This is a genomic window from Pseudomonas sp. Irchel s3h17, from assembly GCF_900187505.1.
Classification (GTDB): Bacteria; Pseudomonadota; Gammaproteobacteria; order Pseudomonadales; family Pseudomonadaceae; genus Aquipseudomonas.
Genome location: NZ_FYDL01000006.1, coordinates 130,630 through 148,861, shown reverse-complemented (window position 1 = coordinate 148,861; position 18,232 = coordinate 130,630). Strand labels below are relative to the sequence as shown.

At 61.4% G+C, this 18,232-nt stretch carries 19 protein-coding genes and 1 pseudogene; 6 read left to right on the top strand and 14 right to left on the bottom strand.

From position 1 onward, the window contains the following. Window positions 1-39: 39 nt before the first annotated feature. The 4 genes from CKW25_RS10360 to CKW25_RS10345 form a co-directional block, all read right to left on the bottom strand. Window positions 40-306 carry a DUF1652 domain-containing protein gene (locus CKW25_RS10360; RefSeq protein WP_095079084.1) on the bottom strand — a complete coding sequence of 89 codons (267 nt, stop codon included), beginning with the start codon at window positions 304-306 and terminating at the stop codon, window positions 40-42. A gap of 296 nt (window positions 307-602) precedes the next feature. After that, window positions 603-968: a YcgJ family protein gene (locus CKW25_RS10355; protein ID WP_095079083.1), complete on the bottom strand. Its 366-nt coding sequence runs from the start codon at window positions 966-968 to the stop codon at window positions 603-605. A 250-nt stretch (window positions 969-1,218) separates the two neighbouring features. After that, entirely contained in the window at window positions 1,219-1,653 is a 435-nt protein-coding gene (locus CKW25_RS10350; protein WP_095079082.1) for a GFA family protein, read from the bottom strand. A 72-nt stretch (window positions 1,654-1,725) separates the two neighbouring features. Next, entirely contained in the window at window positions 1,726-2,667 is a 942-nt protein-coding gene (locus tag CKW25_RS10345) for a carbon-nitrogen hydrolase family protein (protein WP_095079081.1), read from the bottom strand. Between the two features lie 104 nt (window positions 2,668-2,771). Here CKW25_RS10345 and CKW25_RS10340 point away from each other — a divergent pair, with 104 nt between their 5' ends. Beyond that, window positions 2,772-3,455, top strand: coding sequence for a helix-turn-helix domain-containing protein (locus CKW25_RS10340; RefSeq protein ID WP_095079080.1), 684 nt, complete (start codon window positions 2,772-2,774; stop codon window positions 3,453-3,455). Between the two features lie 116 nt (window positions 3,456-3,571). On the opposite strand, the gene gltS is transcribed toward CKW25_RS10340, so the two are convergent. From gltS to CKW25_RS10310, 6 genes are all read right to left on the bottom strand, one after another. Further along, window positions 3,572-4,786, bottom strand: a complete 1,215-nt coding sequence (gltS, locus tag CKW25_RS10335; RefSeq protein ID WP_095079079.1) for a sodium/glutamate symporter — start codon at window positions 4,784-4,786, stop codon at window positions 3,572-3,574. Between the two features lie 179 nt (window positions 4,787-4,965). Further along, a complete protein-coding gene (locus tag CKW25_RS10330; protein ID WP_095079078.1) occupies window positions 4,966-5,415 on the bottom strand; it encodes a potassium channel family protein in 450 nt (149 codons plus the stop codon). Window positions 5,416-5,425: 10 nt separating this feature from the next. Then, window positions 5,426-6,448 (bottom strand): DUF2955 domain-containing protein, encoded by a 1,023-nt coding sequence (locus CKW25_RS10325; protein ID WP_095079077.1) that lies wholly within the window; start codon window positions 6,446-6,448, stop codon window positions 5,426-5,428. Continuing rightward, window positions 6,438-7,562 (bottom strand): HlyD family secretion protein, encoded by a 1,125-nt coding sequence (locus CKW25_RS10320; RefSeq protein ID WP_095079076.1) that lies wholly within the window; start codon window positions 7,560-7,562, stop codon window positions 6,438-6,440. Before CKW25_RS10320 ends, CKW25_RS10325 begins: the two co-directional genes overlap by 11 nt. Beyond that, window positions 7,555-9,096 (bottom strand): efflux transporter outer membrane subunit, encoded by a 1,542-nt coding sequence (locus CKW25_RS10315; RefSeq protein WP_095079075.1) that lies wholly within the window; start codon window positions 9,094-9,096, stop codon window positions 7,555-7,557. Before CKW25_RS10315 ends, CKW25_RS10320 begins: the two co-directional genes overlap by 8 nt. Before the next feature lie 18 nt (window positions 9,097-9,114). Beyond that, window positions 9,115-10,218 carry an AI-2E family transporter gene (locus tag CKW25_RS10310; protein ID WP_095079074.1) on the bottom strand — a complete coding sequence of 368 codons (1,104 nt, stop codon included), beginning with the start codon at window positions 10,216-10,218 and terminating at the stop codon, window positions 9,115-9,117. A 747-nt stretch (window positions 10,219-10,965) separates the two neighbouring features. Here CKW25_RS10310 and lpxO point away from each other — a divergent pair. From lpxO to CKW25_RS10290, 3 genes are all read left to right on the top strand, one after another. Beyond that, window positions 10,966-11,865 carry a lipid A hydroxylase LpxO gene (gene lpxO / locus CKW25_RS10300; protein WP_095079072.1) on the top strand — a complete coding sequence of 300 codons (900 nt, stop codon included), beginning with the start codon at window positions 10,966-10,968 and terminating at the stop codon, window positions 11,863-11,865. A 168-nt stretch (window positions 11,866-12,033) separates the two neighbouring features. Continuing rightward, the gene (locus tag CKW25_RS10295) at window positions 12,034-12,411 is read left to right on the top strand and encodes a hypothetical protein (RefSeq protein ID WP_095079071.1); all 378 of its coding nucleotides are present in this window, start codon (window positions 12,034-12,036) and stop codon (window positions 12,409-12,411) included. A 50-nt stretch (window positions 12,412-12,461) separates the two neighbouring features. After that, window positions 12,462-13,607, top strand: a complete 1,146-nt coding sequence (locus CKW25_RS10290; protein WP_095079070.1) for a PQQ-dependent sugar dehydrogenase — start codon at window positions 12,462-12,464, stop codon at window positions 13,605-13,607. A 26-nt stretch (window positions 13,608-13,633) separates the two neighbouring features. On the opposite strand, the gene CKW25_RS10285 is transcribed toward CKW25_RS10290, so the two are convergent. Beyond that, entirely contained in the window at window positions 13,634-13,969 is a 336-nt protein-coding gene (locus tag CKW25_RS10285) for a DUF2834 domain-containing protein (RefSeq protein WP_095079069.1), read from the bottom strand. Window positions 13,970-14,216: 247 nt separating this feature from the next. Here CKW25_RS10285 and ilvA point away from each other — a divergent pair. After that, window positions 14,217-15,224 (top strand): annotated as a pseudogene (gene ilvA / locus CKW25_RS10280) (threonine ammonia-lyase, biosynthetic); the annotation flags it as partial. A gap of 14 nt (window positions 15,225-15,238) precedes the next feature. Here ilvA and eco read toward each other — a convergent pair. From eco to CKW25_RS10265, 3 genes are all read right to left on the bottom strand, one after another. Further along, window positions 15,239-15,718 carry a serine protease inhibitor ecotin gene (gene eco / locus CKW25_RS10275; RefSeq protein WP_095079067.1) on the bottom strand — a complete coding sequence of 160 codons (480 nt, stop codon included), beginning with the start codon at window positions 15,716-15,718 and terminating at the stop codon, window positions 15,239-15,241. Window positions 15,719-15,828: 110 nt separating this feature from the next. Then, entirely contained in the window at window positions 15,829-16,227 is a 399-nt protein-coding gene (locus CKW25_RS10270; RefSeq protein WP_095079238.1) for a hypothetical protein, read from the bottom strand. 91 nt (window positions 16,228-16,318) lie between these two features. After that, entirely contained in the window at window positions 16,319-16,582 is a 264-nt protein-coding gene (locus CKW25_RS10265; RefSeq protein WP_095079066.1) for a DUF2790 domain-containing protein, read from the bottom strand. Window positions 16,583-16,913: 331 nt separating this feature from the next. Between CKW25_RS10265 and CKW25_RS10260 the strand changes: the two genes are divergently transcribed. Then, complete coding sequence (locus CKW25_RS10260; protein ID WP_095079065.1) at window positions 16,914-18,215, top strand: OprD family porin; 1,302 nt, start codon at window positions 16,914-16,916, stop codon at window positions 18,213-18,215. The last annotated feature ends 17 nt before the right edge of the window (window positions 18,216-18,232 follow it).

Below are 18,232 nucleotides of genomic sequence, written 5' to 3'. Positions count from 1 at the left end.
GCAGGGTAGGAGGAGGGAGGGATCTGGCTGCGTTGCGATCTACGTGTTGGCAGAATAATGTGCCAGGTACAGCGGGGCTGAGCCGGCACGTTCGAGCTCCTTACGAAGATCCGCGATCAGGCTCGCGATGGCAAAACCGTTGTTGAGCGGGGCAATCGAGATTCCGGTGACAACGAGCATTTCTTGATTCGAGGTACCTTGAAAAAAACGTACGGTCAATGCTGCCGTTGGGTCAACCATGCATTCGCAGCGGGTCGGGAGGAAGCTTTGCTCTACCAGGTGACGTAGTTCTAAAGTCGATAACATGGTGACTTGCCTCGACGGGAGTCAGCCAAGTGACTTTTGTCAGAAAGGAAGGTGCAAGCTCCTGGAAAGTAGATACGTGGTGGACTCCCTAAACTCATTGGCCAAGAGCCCATCACTCAGTATGCACCTGAGCGGCCCGAAGGATTAGATCGTTTAGTTCTCGCGCCTGGCAATGTTGCACATGTTGATCAACCGCCGAGATACCCGCTGGTGCCGTCTTCGAGGATCTCGGCCCACTTGGCTAACACGTCATCCACGACTTCAGCTGGCACGCCTCCAGGTTTTTTCCCCTACGGTTATTCGCCGAACAGCAGTTTGGTGTATTTCTTGGAGATGGCCCCTGAGCGCTTTCCGTTCGCGCCATAGTAGCGATCCTCCCGGCATAGCCGCTCCTTCACGTCGCAGAAAATCCCGTTGGCAAACGTGAACTCGGTCAGGTCGACGTCGGGCATTGCGAACAGCGTGTTCGCGGCGGCTTTCTTGCCGAGATACTTTTCTGTCAGTTCGTGGGAAATCCCTTTGTCGTCGGCGCATACATAGCGGTCGCAGAGCACGCCTGGCGTCGGCGACTGGTTGGCGGCTGGTTGTTTGGCGTGAGCGGTCGGCATCACGCTCGCAGCCAACAACAGGGATAGGGAAATCGAGAGATACGGTTTGTTCATACGCTGGCTAAGCCTCCTGATCGGGTGCATAGGGTCCACAATGTGACTGGGATCGTCTACCTCTGATTCGAGTTTTACAGCCAACGCTAACACGAGTGTCCCTTCAGGCCAGCAACTGTATGCGTCGGGCAAAGTCATCCAGCCGGCTCCGCCAAGCCCGGACGGGGTGTCCACCTGAATCGCGCGGACACCATCGTCCTTGGCGTTGGGAGCAGGGCGGTGTGCTCGCCGCACGCTTACCTTGCTAGCGCTATTCGTCCACGCTGATGCCCGATCCCCCTAATTCACTGGGGACATCCTTCAGCTTGGGCAATCCATCCTTGATGCGCAGCACAGTCTCCTGATAATGGACGTGAACGCCTGGTGAGTACGCGAGATCCGGGATGACTGCGGCATACACGTCGATGAGCCCCATCCCCGGGTGATCGGTGAAGAGGTGCCCGCCGCACGTCTTGCACCACTTGCGGTAACTCTGCGGCGTCTTGTTGTAGGTGCCAATGTTGTCGGCACCCCGAGTCACTTGCACCGCCTCGGGTTTCCATAGCGTGAAGGCATTGACCGGCCCTGCCGACCAATGCCGACACGACTCGCAATGGCAGTAGCCCATCGCGGCCGGCTCGCCGCTGACTGTGAACTCGACTGCGCCGCAGAAACAGCTGCCCTTGTAAGACTGTTCAATACTCATGGAATGACTCCTTGACCCATTGTCAGGCCATGCCACTGGACGTGGCATGGATCGTCTGAACGTTGCCCACCTTCACTCGTCAATGTAGTGCACCGCTGTCGCCGGTGTGCGCCGCACCTGCAGTTCGAAAATATCAGGGCGCGCGTAGTGCCCGGTGACGTCGAGTGTCCGTCGCGCTGGCGCCACGAGTGTGACGTCGATGTCCGCATACAGGATGCCTGCCTCCCGGTGTAACGGGCCGGCTGTGATCCGGCCTTGGGGATCGACCACCACCGAGTCGCCGTCGTTGATCCATTCGTCCGGATCGGGAAACAGCTGCGTACGCGCCGGGAAGTCGTCGGGGATGTCGCTGCCGCGCAGCAACGTGCCGCTGCCGATCACCCAACAGCGGCCTTCGAGTGCAATGTGGCGCATCGTGCTGATCCAGCCATCGCCACTGTCGTACGTGGGTGCGACGTAGATCTCCACCCCTTGGGCATACAGTGCATAGCGTGCCAGCGGCATGTAGTTTTCCCAGCAGATGAGCGCACCAACGCGGCCGACCGGCGTATCGACCGTGCGCAACCCGCTTGCATCACCGAAGCCATGCACCATGCGCTCGGGATTGGTTGGCATCAGCTTGCGGTGTCGGTTGAGCACTTCGCCGTTCGCGCCGATAACGACTACAGTGTTGTAGAGCGTGCCGCCGCCATGACACCGCTCGCATTCATTCATGCCGCATACGATTGTCACGGCGTGAACCCTGGCGGCTTCGCACAATTGGCTGAGGTCACCGTTCGCGATATCGACGGCGTTGGCCAGTAGCCGCGCATGCAACTGGCCCATTACAGTTCCGTCCCTTCCCGCCGCCAGCCGCCAGATCCATGACGGGTAACCTGGAATGAACTGTTCGGGCAAAACGATCAGCGAGGCTCCCGCAGCCGCGGCCTCGGCGACCGATTGCACGGCCCGGGCGATTGTCGCGCTGCGATCGAGCAGCACTGGCGGGCGCTGGATGATGGCGATCATCGTCATGGCGTTCTCCTGTGGCGGTTGGCTTTCGAAGGTCTCAGCGTGCGCGTGACGAGGTCGCGAGGCTAGTTCAGAATCTGAAGCGTTGGAGTGGTGGAGTCCTGGCGATGGAAGATAGCTACGGTCAGTTCTGCACGGTCGCACGCGGTGCTGAAGCACTGTGCGAGCGCTGGACACCTTTGGTCGTGCGCGAGCTGCTGTGCGGTAGCAAGCGCTTCAATGAACTGCACCGAGGCGTACCACGGATGTCCACCAGCCTGCTGGCACAGCGGCTGCGCCATCTGGAAGGTATCGGTGTCGTGCACCGCACGGCCGCCGGCAAAGTCTGGGAGTACAGCCTGACCGAGGCGGGCGAGGATTTGCGCCCCATTATCATGGCGCTCGGCCATTGGGGGGCGCGCTGGATCGGCAGTCGCCTTCGCGACGACGAACTCGACGCGGGCCTGCTCATGTGGGACGTGCGCCGATTTGCGCACATTGAGGCGTTCCCGTCCCGACCGGTGGTCATCCACTTCAGGTTCCGCGACGCGCGGCCCGGCGAGCAAGCGTGGTGGCTGGTGGTCGAGCAGGGCGTGGCAGACCTGTGCCGCGACGACCCCGGACGCGACCTGACGCTTGTCGTGGACTCTAGCGTGCGGGCGTTGACCGAGGTGTGGACTGGCGACCGCACACCGCAGGAGGTGCTTCAATCGCGAGAGCTGCGTGTAGACGGTGCCGCGCAGGATGCGCAAAACCTCTGGCGCTGGCTTGGCACGAGCACGTTCGCCGGTACTCGCGGCGCCGTACCCTAGCCCTGGCGGCGGCCGTCGCGAATCCATCACCCACGGTCGACAAACACGGCCATCAGCCCCCCGGATTCTACCGAGGCACGTTTGGCCGCAGCCGTTCGATACCGCCTGGACAGACGCTAAAGGCCACTGAACAGGCCGATGATCAAGGCGTTGAGCAGGTCAATGAAAAAGCCGCACACCAACGGTACGATGAGGAAGGCCTGGTTAGCCGCACCGTACTTCTGGGTCACGGTCGTCATGTTGACGATGGCGGTCGCCGTGGAGCCGAGGGTAATGCCTCCGAATCCCGAGGCGATCACGCTGGCTTCGTAATCACGGCCCATGAAGCGGAAGACCACCAGTAGCGTATAGGCAATGCTCAATGTGATCTGCAGGGTCAATGTGCACAGGATAAACATCAGCGCGCCACTGAGTTGCCATAACTGGAGGCCCATCAGGGCCATGGTCAGAAACATCCCCAGGCAGATATCGGAGATCAGCGACAAGCCCTGGCTGGCGCCGCTCCAGGTTTTCAGGCGCTGTTCGCCGATCAGGGCCAACACGAGGTGGTGAATGACGATGCCCGCGAACAGGCAGCTGACGAAGTTGGGGAGAGTGACCCCGGCCTTGACCAGCAGCAGGTTGAGTCCGTAGCCGAGCATCAGGGTCAGGTTGAGCCACATCCAGGCCCAGAGCACATCGTAGTAATCCAATGGCTTACTCGGCTGTGTCTCGAGAATGCCGACTTCCAGTGCGAGATCCTTTGAAGGCGTTAGCTGATAACGGCGGATCAAACGGTTGGCGATAGGGCCACCGATCACGCAAGCGGCAATCAGGCCAATGGTGTTGCTGGCGATTCCCAGTTCATGCGCGTTCTGGATGCCCAGCTTTTCGACGAACAGCGGCGCCCAGGCCAGCGTGGTGCCAACGCCTCCCGTGAGGGCGATCGAACCCACCATCAGGCCCGCCTTGGGATCCAGCCCGAACGCCTCGGCCACACTCATGCCCAGGAGGTTTTGCAGGACGATGAACACGCCGGCGAGCACGACCAGGATCAGCAGCGGGCGCCCGCCCTTGATCAGTTGGCGTACATCCGATTTGAGGCCGATGCCGGCAAAAAAATACAGCAGCAGTGTGTCGCGTACCTGCAGCTCGAATTCGATCTGGATGTTGAGACCGTAGTAGAGCAGGGTAGTTACCGCTGCGCAGATGAAGCCACCGACGACCGATTCGGGAATACAGTATTGGCGCAGCAAGGTGGTGTGCTGGACGATGGTCTTGCCAAGAAACAGCAGCACGATGGCGAGCGTGAAGCTCACGAGACCATGAACAGGAAAAAGCTGGGCGGTCATCAGTAGCCTATTTAAGAGCCTGAAAAAAGTATTATTCAGACCCGGCCGAACAATACCCAGACATTTATCAATGAAAGTGCAGGTAGTGGCGGGACGTGGTGCAGCCCGTTTCTGGCTGTGGATTCAACCCGTCTATGCAACAGACAGGTTGTATCGTCCAGCGGGTGCTGCCACATCAGTTAGCGCCCGGAGCGTTTTTCCAGGCTTTGCACGGTGTGCTTGATCACGTCCATGACCGCCGCGGTCATCACGGCGGTCGAGACGCCAAACATCAGGATGCCGTTGGCCGCTTCCATGGGGCCCAACAGGCGCCAGGGCGGGGACATGACCATGTCGCCGTAACCCAGGGTCGCGAAGTTGACGCCTGAGTGATACACGGCAGTGGTGTAATCATCGAATTCGCCGATCAGCATGAACAGCGCGGCCCAGATGCCGATTTGCACAAAGTTGCCGATCAGCATCAGCAGCATCGCGGTCGACAACAGGACCATGTTCATCCATTGCGAGATCCGTCCGGCATGGTCTTCACGGATTCTCACGTATTGGCGCAGGCAGACGGTCACGAAAACGCCTTGCAGCAGCAGGCAGAGCAACATCACGGGTATACCGGCCAGCAGATTGTGCAGCATTGCAATTTCCTCAGTGGGCGCGTTTGGGAGCGGGTCGGCGTTGCTCGAGCCAGTAGACCATCAGGCAGGCATAGAGGGTGACGACGATGAACAGCCCCATACGCATGGCAAACGCGGTGTAGACGTCCTTGCCGGCGGCACTGTCCTGCACCGATTGACCCAGCAGGATGATCATGGTGATCAGGGTATTGAGCCAGAAGCCTGGGGTCTGCAACGTCGGACTCAGGCGATACAGCTTGCGCCCGACCAGTAAGCCGAACAGCAGCATCCACAGGAAAAACATCCATAAGTGCACGAACAGGCTGAGCGCGCACCAGAACGCGATGGCCAGCACGCCGCCGAGCAGGGTAGACCCCAGGAGTTCGTGAGCGGCGTTGCGGGTGTTTGTGGTGGAGCTTTGTTGCCCCAGGCTGACCGCCTTGAGGATGATCGGCAGGTATTTGCTCGGGTCGATCAGGGCCAGCAGGAAGGTAGGGATCACGATCAAGGTGGCGCGCAACGCCACTCGGTTGACTTCCTCGGGCGGCATGGTGGCTGTGGCGGGTGGTCGCGCGGGCTGGGCCGGTTCGGGAAACAGCCAATGGCTGAACGTTACGGCCATCACGGCAAGCGACAAGCCAGTGATCAGCGCGGCGATGACCGCGACCGCCGACCCGAAATCGGCGACACCGGCTGCCGAAATCATGGTCAAGCCAATCATCAGGAAGGTGACGATCAGGTTGTTGCCCCCTTGCAAGCCGTGGCGGAACGCCAGGAACAACCCCAGGCTGATCAACAGGACACCGGTCGCGGGGTAGTAAACCAGTACCGGGATCAGCAGCAGACCGCAGCCGGTGGTCAACATCACGGCCAGTGCCAGGCCGACCCCGGCCTTGAAGGATAGCGGCCGGTTTGCCATGCCCAGCAGCAGGCACAGCACCGGCGCGAGGAAGGGGATCGAGAGTCCCATCGCGAAGCTGATCGCCAGGCACAACGCCGTGCCTGTCGCCAGGCGCAGAGTACGTTGGGCACGAGGATCATGCTTAGTAGACATAGGACAGCCAGCTCATGAACCGCAGGAATGCACGGCCAATCGGGTTCAGCGGGTTGCCGGGACTAGGGAAGGCCATCACTTCGGCCTGCCCGCCGGAACGTATGCCGCGCAGATCGCGTAGCTGGTCCAGTGCGCCGGGGGCGAACTCGATGATCACCGGGAAGCGCTGTGCCGGACGTAACCAGTCGCGGCTGTTCTGCACCGTCGGCAGCGAGCCGGGGGGCGTGCTCTGGCCGACACTCACGCCATAGCCGATGCTCCGCACCCGGCCTTCGAAGACCTCGCCAGGCAGGGCGTCGAGGACAATCGAGACCGGGGTGTCCGGGGCCACCAGGCCCAGGTTGTTCTCGGTCATGTCGGCGCTGATCCATACGTCGTGGATGGCGATGAGGGTCATGACCGGGTTGCCGGCGGCGGCAAATTGCCCGACATCGGTGCGCAAGTCGGTGATCAACCCGGCGGAACTGGCGCGCACCTGGGTGTTGGCCAGATCCAGCTGGGCTTTCTCCAGGGCCGAGGTGGCGCTGCGCAGCATCGCGTTGTCTTCGTCACTGCCACCTTCCGTTTCGCGGGCGCGTTGCACTTCGGCCCGCGCGGCGGCGACCTGGCTGACCGCCTGTTCACGATTGGCCCGCGAAACTTCCAGCAGGCGTACGGAGATTGTCCCGGGGTCCTGGCGATACAGGCCCTCGAGGCGCTGGTTGTCCTGCTTGGTCTTGAGTTCGTTGGCCTGGGCTGCGCGCAAGGACGCTTGTGCCGAGGCAATCCCGGCCGTGCTGGCAGCAATCTGGCGACGAGTCGAGTCAAGGTCCGAGCGCGCGCGGTCGACGGCGATCTGGTACGGCTGCTGATCCACCTCGAACAGCACATCGCCGGCCTTGACGTCCTGGTTGTTGCGGACATTGACCCGGATCACCCGGCCCGAGACCTCCGAGGCGACCGGAATCACAAAGGCCCCCACGCGGGCCTGCTGCGTATAGGGGGTGAAGCGGTCGGCCAGCAGGTACCAGGCCAGGCTCAGCACAATCAGCAGCAACACCCATTTGACGCCCTTGTTCACCGGATCGGCCACCGGCTCGGGTGTCTTGGCGGCGGGCTGGGGGGCTTCAGTCATGGTCGTTTACCTTGTTTGGCGCGAGAGGGGACGGTGGTGCAGGGGTGGACTCATCCAGCATGTCGCCCCAGTCGGTGCGTTTTTCCATCAGTTGGCGAGTGCCGGGATCGACTTTCGGCAGGGCGCTGTACCAACCGCCACCCAGCGACTTGTACAGGGCAATCAGGTTGCTCACGGCATCGGCGCGGCTGAGCAGGTAGTTGTCCTCTTGCTGCAGCAGGGCACGCTGGGCGTCCAGCACCCGCTGGAAGTCCGAGTAGCCTTCCCGATACAGGGCATTGGCCAGCACCAGCGAACGCTTGGCCGCCAGCGCCGACTCGCGCAAGATGCGCTCGCGCTCAAGTGCCTTGTTCAAACCGGTGGCGGCATCGTCGGCCTCGCGCGCGGCCTGGCGGACTTTGTCACGATAGGCCTCGATCAATTGTTGAAGGCGGGCATCCTGCACCCGCACGTTGTTGCTGATCTGCCCGAAGTCGAAGACATTCCAGCGCAAGCTGGGGCCGCCCACCAGGTCCAGACTGTTGGAGGTGCCACCCAGCGAGTTGGCGGACCAGGCAATGCTGCCCAGCAACGACAACGAAGGATAGAAGTCGGACTCGGCCACGCCAATCAGGGCTGACTGGGCCGCGACGTTCAGTTCGGCGGCGCGCACGTCCGGTCGGCGTAGCAGCAGTTCGGCCGGCACGTCCTGCAGCACCGCCCGGTCAACCAGCGGGATCAGGCCGGTGTTGGTCACCAGCATGGACAGGGCGCTGGGCGGCTGGCCAATGAGTACGGCCAGCGCGTTGCGGGCGCGCAACGCCTGGTCTTCCAGGCTGGGAATGCTGCTCAGGGTACCCAGGTACTGGGTCTTGGCCTGTTGCACGTCGAGCTCGGCACTTTGCCCGCTCTGGAACAGTTTCTCGGTGATTTCAAAGCTGCGCTTTTGTTGGTCCGCGTTCTCGCGGGCTACACGCAGCCGGGCTTCGGTGGTGCGCAAGGCGAAGTAGGTGTCGGCCACTTGTGCGCGCAACAGCACCAGGACGTCCTCATAGTTGGCCTGGGCGGCGAAGTAGCTGGCATCGGATGACTCGATGGCGCGACTGAAGCGCCCCCAGAAATCCATCTCCCAGCCAATATCGTAGCCGGCGCTGTATTGCCAGTAGTGACTGTCCTGCGGGTTGCGGCCCGCCGACTGGTCGCGATCAACATACAGGCTGTCGGCGCCGACCTGTTGCACCTGCGGGTAGCGCCCGGCTTGGGTGATACCCAGTTGCGCGCGCGCCTCCATCACCCGCAAGCCGGCAATCTTCAGGTTCGAGTTGTGGGCGTCCGACTCGGCAATCAAGCGATCGAGCACCGGGTCGGTGAATATCTGCCACCACTGGCGCAAGTCCGGGTTCTGTGCGCGTTGGCTGGCCCGCTCGATCGGCGGGCTGTTCCAATGCTCCATCCACGGCTCGGCCGGCGGCTTGAAGTCCGGTCCCACCTGCATGCAACCGCTGAGGCCAAGTGTGCCAATCAGCAGTAATCGCCCGGGACCGGATAGGGACATGCTATGCGCCATGTCGCGTCAGGCCTTTGTCTGGTCGCTCGACCCCTTCTCCTGGGGTTGGTCACCGACCCATTGCCAGAACAGTTGATAGGCAACCGCCAGCACGACCGGGCCGATAAACAGACCGATGATGCCGCCGGTAACCATGCCGCCCAATGCGCCGATCAACACCACCGGCATCGGTACATCGACACCACGTCCCAGCAGCAGTGGCTTGAGCACGTTGTCGACCAGGCCTGCGACAAACACAAAGATGGAGAACACAATGGTCCCGGTAGTCGGACCGTCAGTGGCGAAGGCGAAGATGATCACCGGAATGGTAATCAGGGTCGCGGGCAACTGCATGATACCCAGCAGCAGTACCGCCAGGGCCAGCAGGCCTGCACCGGGAATGCCCTTGAATATCAGGCCGGCACCCACCAGCAGCATTTGAATGAAGGCGATACCGATCACACCCAGCGCCACTGCGCGAATGGTGGCGGTGCACAGTACGGTGATGCTAGGGCCCCGGTCAGGACCGCAAATGCGCGAAACAATGCTCACCGCGCTCCGGCTACCGGCTTGGCCATAGGCCATGAAGATGCCCGCGATGATCAGGGCGAAGATGAAAATCAGGAAGCCCATGCTGGCTCCGGCAAGCTTGCCCAGCAGCGAGAGGCTGAAGCTCTTGATTTCCGGGATGTACTTTTGAATCAGCAGGGGCAGGTCATTGGAGGCCTGCATCCACAGGGCATTCAGGGGTTTGCCTACCAGTGGCCAGCCGGCAAGGGCCTCGGGTGGTGGTGGTACCTGAACGGTATCGCTCTTGACGACGGCGATGGCGCTTTCCACCGAGTCCACCAGGGACGTACCCAGCAGATAGATCGGTACCATCAGGATGGCAACGGCGATCAGTACGAGCAGGGTGGCGGTGTGTCCGTTACTGATACCCAGTCGGTTCTTGAACTTGATATGCAGTGGGTAGAGGGTGATTGCCAGGATGATCGACCACATCATCAAATCCAGGAACGGACTGAAAATGCGGAAGCAGAACATCGCCAGAATGGTGAGTAGTCCTGCTCGAATCAGTACATCAAGCATGTTCCGGGACAACGTCTTCTCGGTGATGGGCGAGGGGATCATGGGGAAGGCCTCCGACGGCGGTCAGCAAAGGTGTGAGGTGGGTAAATGCAGCATAGACGCTCAGCTTGTACTGGATGGCGAATATGTGCGGGAATCGGAATAAGTGATCAGTCGCTTGATCGCGACCTCTTTGTCAGGAAGCGATGGTGGGACTGTCAGGAAGGGAGGGGCGTCACAAATCATCAAACACGTCCATGGGCATCGAGACCGACAAAAAAATGCCCCGCGTGTGCTTTCGCTTGCGCAGGGCAAAAAATTTCAAGAAAAGAAGGAGTGAGGAGGATCAGCACCCGCCGGTACTCGTAGAGCGCCCGGGCGGAACAGCCGTGTCTCTTCCATTGGCTCCCCCGCTGACCGTCCTCGGCGCGCATTAGGGCGACAAACGCGCTCGATGCCCAATCAATCTTTATCAAAAACAATTATTTAAAGGGCGCGCGGAGCGCCTCAAGGCGGTGTCGGCAGGTGCCGGGCCAGCGTATCGAAGGCCGGCAGAGTATCTTCCATGATCGGGGGCAGGCGGCGGGAGCGCGCGGTGTCGGTCGCGACGAACAGACGCCCCGGCGACACAAAACCGTAAGGTTTTTCACACCGGCCTGTTAACCCTGGGTTAAAAAGTATGGCTAAAATGCCGGCCGAGAGCCTTGAGCTGGCCTTTTGCTCAGCCCCGGCAATCGAATTTCAGACGTTGCGTTCCGATCAGCACCCGCGGTGCGCAGCAGGTATTTCTCTGACGTGTGACGATTTCCCGTGAAACTCATCCTTGTTTCCCTCTACGTTTTATCCATCGCGTATGTGCACCTGCGTGGCCGTGTCCGACACAAGCTGGGTCGCCAGCTAAGCGATCACTCAAGCTTCCTGGCGCCGATCAACTGCTTGCTCTATCTGTGTTCCAGGCTCCCCAACAAGCCGTATCTGGACCCCGCTGACTTTCCGGACCTGAGCCCTTTGCAGGCCAACTGGCAGGCAATCCGCGACGAAGGACAGAACCTGCTGCGGGCCGGGGAGATCAAGCGTTCGGATCAGTACGACGACGTGGGCTTCAACTCGTTCTTCAAGACCGGCTGGAAGCGTTTCTATCTGAAGTGGTATGGTGACAGTCACCCCTCGGCCGCCAAGTTGTGCCCTCGTACCACGGAGCTGGTGCAAAGCATCGGCTCGATCAAGGCCGCGATGTTCGCCGAGTTGCCGCCGGGCTCCAGGCTGGTTCGCCATCGGGATCCGTATGCCGGCTGTTACCGTTACCACCTGGGCCTGGAAACGCCGAATGATGAAGGGTGCTACATCGACGTCGACGGCGAGCGCTATCACTGGCGCGACGGTGAGGCCGTGATGTTCGACGAGACCTACATCCACTATGCCGAGAACACCACCGGGCAGAACCGCATCATTCTGTTCTGCGACATCGAGCGCCCGCTGAAATACCGCTGGGCGGCCGCGTTCAATGGCTGGTTCAGCCGCACCGTGATGTCGGCTGCCGGTGCCCCCAACGATGCGGGTGACAGAACCGGTGGCTTGAATCGGGCATTCGGCAAGATCTACAAGATACGCCTGCGGGGCAAGGCGTTGAAAAAGAGCAATCGCACGCTCTACTACCTGGAAAAGTGGGCGATATTCGGTGGGGTGCTGGCCATTATCGTACTGATCTGAGGCGATCCCGTGTCCTGGCGTCGAATCGTTGGCGCCAGACACGGCGGTTTGCGAGGGCAGGGTTCGTTGGTGTTACATCTTCTTTGGGAGTATTTCCTTCACAGCGTCGAACCCTGGGCGTAGCGTGGTATCGAACAACGTGTCTGCATGTATTGGAGGACCTCCACCATGAACAGGTTTGTCTTGGGTATCGCCGCGCTGACCTCAGGCCTGCTGGGTTCACTGGCGTTGGCGGGCGCAGGGGGCGACACCGGGGCCGAGGTGGCGGGGTATCCCGTACTGCTGGCGCAGAACCTTCCGGGCCGCCCCCAAAACAATCCCTACAACAGTCCGATTCGCCGGGTTAACCCCAACAGCATGCAGGGCACCCAGCCCGCCATGCCGGCGATTCGCGCCCCCAACACCGTACCGGTTCCCCGCCCGCCGACCCTGGATAACGGCGGCATCGGCAATGGCTATCCACGGCCCGGTGCTACGTCGCCGACGGTGAAGCCCTATGTTTCCCCGGCACCTCCCCGCAGAGACCCGGACACCAGCAACCGCTGAAAGGGGGTGGCTCACCGCATGTCGAACATCCATTTCAAAAGGAACTGAACATGTTGCGTAAATCGCTTCTGGCAACCTTGTGCGCCAGCGCGCTGCTGACCTCGATGCCGCTGCTCGCCGCGCAAACCCAACAGATGCCGAGTGAGCAGGGCACCCTCAAGGTCACGCAAGTCACTCGGGGCCTGGTGCATCCCTGGGCATTGGCGTTCCTGCCAGACCAGCAGGGCATGCTGGTGACCGAACGGCCCGGTGACCTGCGAGTGGTCAGTGCCGACGGCAAGCGTTCGGCACCGCTCAGTGGCGTGCCCCAAGTCTGGGCCAAAGGCCAGGGGGGCTTGCTCGACGTGGTGTTGTCGCCGCAGTTCAAGGTCGATCGCATGGTCTATCTGTCCTACGCCGAAGGCGGTGGCGAGGACGGCAAGGCCGGCACGGCGGTGGGGCGCGGCCGGTTATCCGCGGACCTGACGACGCTCAACGACTTCAGGGTGATTTTCCGCCAGGAGCCCAAGCTTTCCACCCGCAATCATTTCGGCTCGCGGTTGGTGTTCGATCGCGACGGATACCTGTTCATCACCCTGGGCGAGAACAATGTCCGGGAGACCGCCCAGGACCTCGACAAGCTGCAAGGCAAGGTCGTGCGAATCCATCCCGACGGGCAGGTGCCGAAGGACAACCCCTTTGTCGGTCAAGCCGGCGTGCGCCCGGAAATCTGGTCATATGGCCAGCGCAATCCGCAAGGTGCGGCGCTGAACCCCTGGAGTGGCGAGCTCTGGGAAAACGAGCACGGCCCCAGGGGCGGCGATGAGATCAACCTCATTGTGCGAGGCGCGAACTACGGTTGGCCCACGGCGACCCACGGTATCGACTACTCGGGATTGCCCATCCCCGAAGCCAGGGGCACAACCGCCGAGGGTACCGCGGGGCCTCTGCATGTCTGGGAGCAGTCGCCGGGTATCAGTGGCATGGCGTTCTACGACGCGGACCGCTTCCAGGCCTGGCAGCACACCCTGTTCGTTGGCGCCCTGGTGACCCGGGAGTTGATTCGCCTGCAACTGGACGGCGACAAGGTGGTGCATGAGGAGCGCTTGCTGGGCGAGCTCAAGGCCCGGATCCGCGACGTGCGCCAAGGGCCGGATGGTTATCTCTATGTGCTCACGGATGAGGAGGACGGGGCGTTGTACAAGGTTGGTCTGTAGGTGATTGTGCAAACCCCGCCGGTCCATCACGCCTGTTGCGTAGCGGCCGGGCAGGTCTTGCTGGTGCGAAGGCCGCGCACCACCAGGTACAACAGCGGCCCCGCGGAAACGAACACGGCGGTAAGCAGCAGGTACGGCAGTACGGACCGCCCCGACTGTCCTCGGCCGCGAGCGTCCTTGTACATCCATACACCCGCCAGCGTGGCCAGCAGATAGAGGTCGATCACCACCTGGGCCGTGTCCGGGCGGGACATCAGGCCGATGCCGAAATCAATCAATGACTGTTCGGCCTGGAGCATCACGGCGAGGGTGTAGCCGGCAAAGGCGAGCAGGGCAATCAACGGTAGCGCGACAGACTTCATGGAGGCCTTCCTTGGGTCAATGAGTGGTTTTTGCAGACTAACCCACCGTACACAAAACTGGCCATTGACTTGCCATCGGCGCGCAGCTAATTTCCAGTCATGACTTTCACTGTACTGCGTTGCCAGCCAAGCATTATTACCGCCATTCCTGATTTGGCGGGCTAGCTGACGGCTGCACCGAACCCGCCCTTGAGGCGGGTTTTCATTTTCTGTCTCCGGGGGCCTTGAACACCACCAGGAGACGTTGATGGACACCCCGACGACCGCTCAGGCCCTGCTTGAGTATTACGTGAAAAAAATCCTCGCCGCCCCGGTTTACCAACTGGCGGTGCGCACGCCGTTGCAGGTCGCGCCGGCATTGTCCGAGGCGTTGGGCAACCAGATTCTGCTCAAGCGCGAAGACCTGCAACCGACCTTTTCCTTCAAGATTCGGGGTGCCTGCAACAAGCTGGCGCAACTCAGCGACGAACAAAAGGCCCGTGGCGTGATCACGGCGTCGGCCGGCAATCATGCGCAAGGTGTGGCGCTGGCGGCACGGGAACTGGGGATCGAGGCGACCATCGTCATGCCTACCTCAACCCCTGCGCTCAAGGTCATCGGAGTGCGTAGCCGTGGCGCGGATGCGCTGTTGCATGGCGACAGTTTCCCGTTCGCCCTGGAGTACGCCTTGAACCTGGCCCGGCAAACCGGTCGCACCTTCGTTTCGCCCTTCGACGACCCGGATGTGATCGCCGGCCAGGGCACCGTGGCCATGGAAATCCTGCGCCAACACCAGGGGCCGCTGGATGCGATTTTCGTTCCGGTGGGGGGAGGCGGCCTGATCGCCGGGATCGCCGCGTATGTCAAATACCTGCGGCCGGATATCCGCATCATCGGTGTCGAGTCCGAGCATTCCGCGTGTCTGCAGGCAGCGTTGCAAGCGGGAGAGCGGGTGGTGCTGCCGAGTGTGGGGACCTTTGCCGACGGGGTCGCGGTCGCGCAGATCGGCGCGTATGGCTTCCAGGTCTGTCGCGATTACGTCGACCAGGTGTTGACCGTCAGCGATGATGAGCTGTGCGCCGCGATCAGGAACATCTATGACGACACCCGCTCGATCACCGAGCCTTCCGGCGCGTTGGCCGTGGCGGGCATCAAGCAGTATGTCGCGCAACAGGGCGTGCGGGGGCAGACGCTGGTGGCGATCGATTCAGGCGCCAATATCAACTTCGACAGCTTGCGTCACGTGGCCGAGCGCGCTGCATTGAGCGGCGCGCGGGGAGACGGGGCGCTTTACTCGTGAGTCGCTTTTTCAACCTTGTCGGCGGCCGACCAGATCCGGTAGCGCACTTCGATGTCCTTGGGCACGTAGAGCACGATCGGCAGCTTGCTGTTGTAACGCAACATGAAGCCATCGCCGACCACCGGTACGAAGTCCTGCGTGCGCTTGCCATCGGGGCAGGCCATCAGGGTGCTCATCGGGCCGATGACATTATCCATGCGATAGAAGGGATAGCCCCAGCCTTCGAGGTTTTTCTCTTCGAGGATGCCGCCCAAACGTTGCTGATTGCAGTCCACGTCGAGGGTTTTGCCAGCGAGGATCTCGACCTGGTAATTGTTCTCACGGGCTTGCGGGGCAAGATGAATGACCTGGCGGGTAAAGCCACTTTCAGCCTTGGGAAAGGGCGCAACGTCTTCAAGTTTGGCCGCAACGGCCTGGGTGGACAGGCCGATCAGCAGTGCAGTCGTGGCGGTAAGGGTAGATGAGCGCATGACGCCTCCTTGCTTGTGGTTGATTCAAAAAACGCGAGCATTCTGCCCCATGGGCCTGCCAATGCAAACCGGGTGCATTGACGGGCTTGAGTGTCAGGCGTTCAGGCGGTTCAATCAACGGATTGCGTGAGTTCGACGCAGTCGCGCCGAGTCTGGAGAAAGGCCGCGCCCAGCGCGATCTCGACCACTACCGCCAGCAGGATGCCGGGACCGGCGCGGCCGTTGAGCCATTCGCTAAAGCCCAGTACTGCCAGACCGAGCAGCCCGATGACCACACCACTGCTCATGGCGGTGCGGGCTATGGAGGGCGGTGCATGGCGCGCCATGAAGAACATCACGCCCAGGGTCACGAACAACATGGCCCCGCGCCTGGCCATCAAGCCGGCGGTGTTGTCGTAGGCAACCCCCCAGATCGACAGCATGAACTCGGGGATCAAGCCCCAGATCAGCGCCAGGACAAAACACAGTGCGGTAGTAAGGGTGGCGAGGGTACGAAATGACAACTGCATGGCGAATCCTTGCGGCAGTGGAGGGCAGGCCAAAGCATAACCTTTGGCCCGGCGCTCGCCCATCATCAATAGTCGTCGTGACCCGCTTCACTCAGCTCTGGTAACTGCAGGCCTCCGAGAGCTTCTGATAACGGATGCTCTCCTGTTTGCCGGCGTTGTCGATGAACGTCATTTCGGCGGTTACCACCTTGCAGTCCGGTGTGGTGGGTTCGGTCATTGAAAGCACTTTGTTCACGTGCAGCGGCATGCCGTAGTGATAGGACACGGCTTGGGACGGTGTGGTGTCGGCCAGTACCAGCCCGGCGTATCCGGTGCAGGTGAGGGCCGCAATAGCCAGCAGGGTGCGCATGTTCATGACACATCTCCGGAGCAGACCAGGATTGGCACGACATCCGCAGATGCCGGCCCTGCCGCGCAGGGTGTCGGAATGTCTGGCACGAACGCGGTTCAGCCACTGTTGGGTAGCAGGGTTAAGCATAGATGACCGGCACGCGCGATGAGGCTGCCCGGATAGGTGGCGGTGGTTTCAGACTAAAGTCGCCTGTAGCGAGGCGGGGCCATATGCCACCATTGGCGATCACCTTGTAACTTTTCATTTCATTCCGGCAGGCAGTGGTTTGCTGGATGAACGCTATTTGTGTTGGCCGATTGTCCCGTCGCAAAGATGCACTGCTGGAGCTTTTGTCATGCGTCCCCCGTTTCCCCTTATCACGTCGTGCCCGGTCCTGGGCGTCGGCGCCGCTTTGTTGTGCGCCGGTTTTTCCACTCAGGGCCAGGCCAGTGGTTTCATTGAAGACAGCAGTGCCTCCGTCGAGGCACGCACGGTGTACTTCAATCGCGACTTTCGTGATGGTCACACCTCCAACCCACAGGGCGCGTCGAAGCGCGAAGAGTCGGCCCAGGGCTTCATTCTCAATCTGCAGTCGGGGTACACCGAAGGCACCGTAGGGTTTGGCGTCGATGCGCTAGGGATGCTGGGCTTCAAGCTCGACTCCAGTGCCGACAGCAGCAACAGCGGCCTGTTGCCGTCGTCGGGCAATGACCCGCGCGGTTCCGCAGACCAATATGCCAAGCTGGGTTTGACCGCCAAGGTCCGGGCGTCCCGCAGCGTATTGAAGTACGGCGCACTGCTGCCGGACCTGCCACTGCTCAAGTACAACGACGGTCGTTTGTTGCCGACGATGTTCAACGGTGCGCTGCTCACCTCCAGGGAGCTGAAGAACCTGACCTTTACCGGTGCCCGCCTCAACCGGTACACCGCCCGGGATTCCACGGACGCCCAGGACATTCGCCTGCACTGCAAGAACAAGCGCTACGCCTGCAACGTGACGGCCGATCACTTCGATCTGTACGGCGTGGAGTACAGGCTCAATGACCGCCTGAGCGCCCAGTACCAGTATGCCGAACTGGAAGACATCTATCGCCAGCACTACCTGGGCATCCTGGCCAATCAACCCTTGGCGGCGGGCTCATTGAAGGGCGACCTGCGGGTGCTCAGCAGTGCCGACAGCGGTGCGGCCCGTGCCGGCTCCATCGACAACCGCGCCCTGAGCGGCATGCTGGGATATGCCATCAGCGGCCACACCTTCAGTGCCGGCTGGCAGCGCATGATCGGCGATAACTCGATGCCGTACCTGGATGGCAGCAACCCCTACCTGGTCAACTATGTGCAGGTCAACGACTTCGCAGCGGCCCAGGAGCGCTCCTGGCAGTTGCGTTACGACTACGACTTCAAGGCCATCGGTATCAATGGCTTGAGCTTCCTGACCCGCTACGTGACCGGCGATCACATCAAGGTCGCCGGCAGCGAGCAGGAAGGCAAGGAATGGGAGCGCGACAGCGAGCTCAAGTACGTGGTGCAAAGCGGGACGTTCAAGAATGTGAGCCTGCGCCTGCGCAGTGCGACCTACCGCACCAACTACGAACAGTTCGCCCGGGATGTGGATGAGACCCGGTTGATCGTCAGCTACAACTTTTCGCTGCTGTGAGCGTGGGGTAGCGGCGT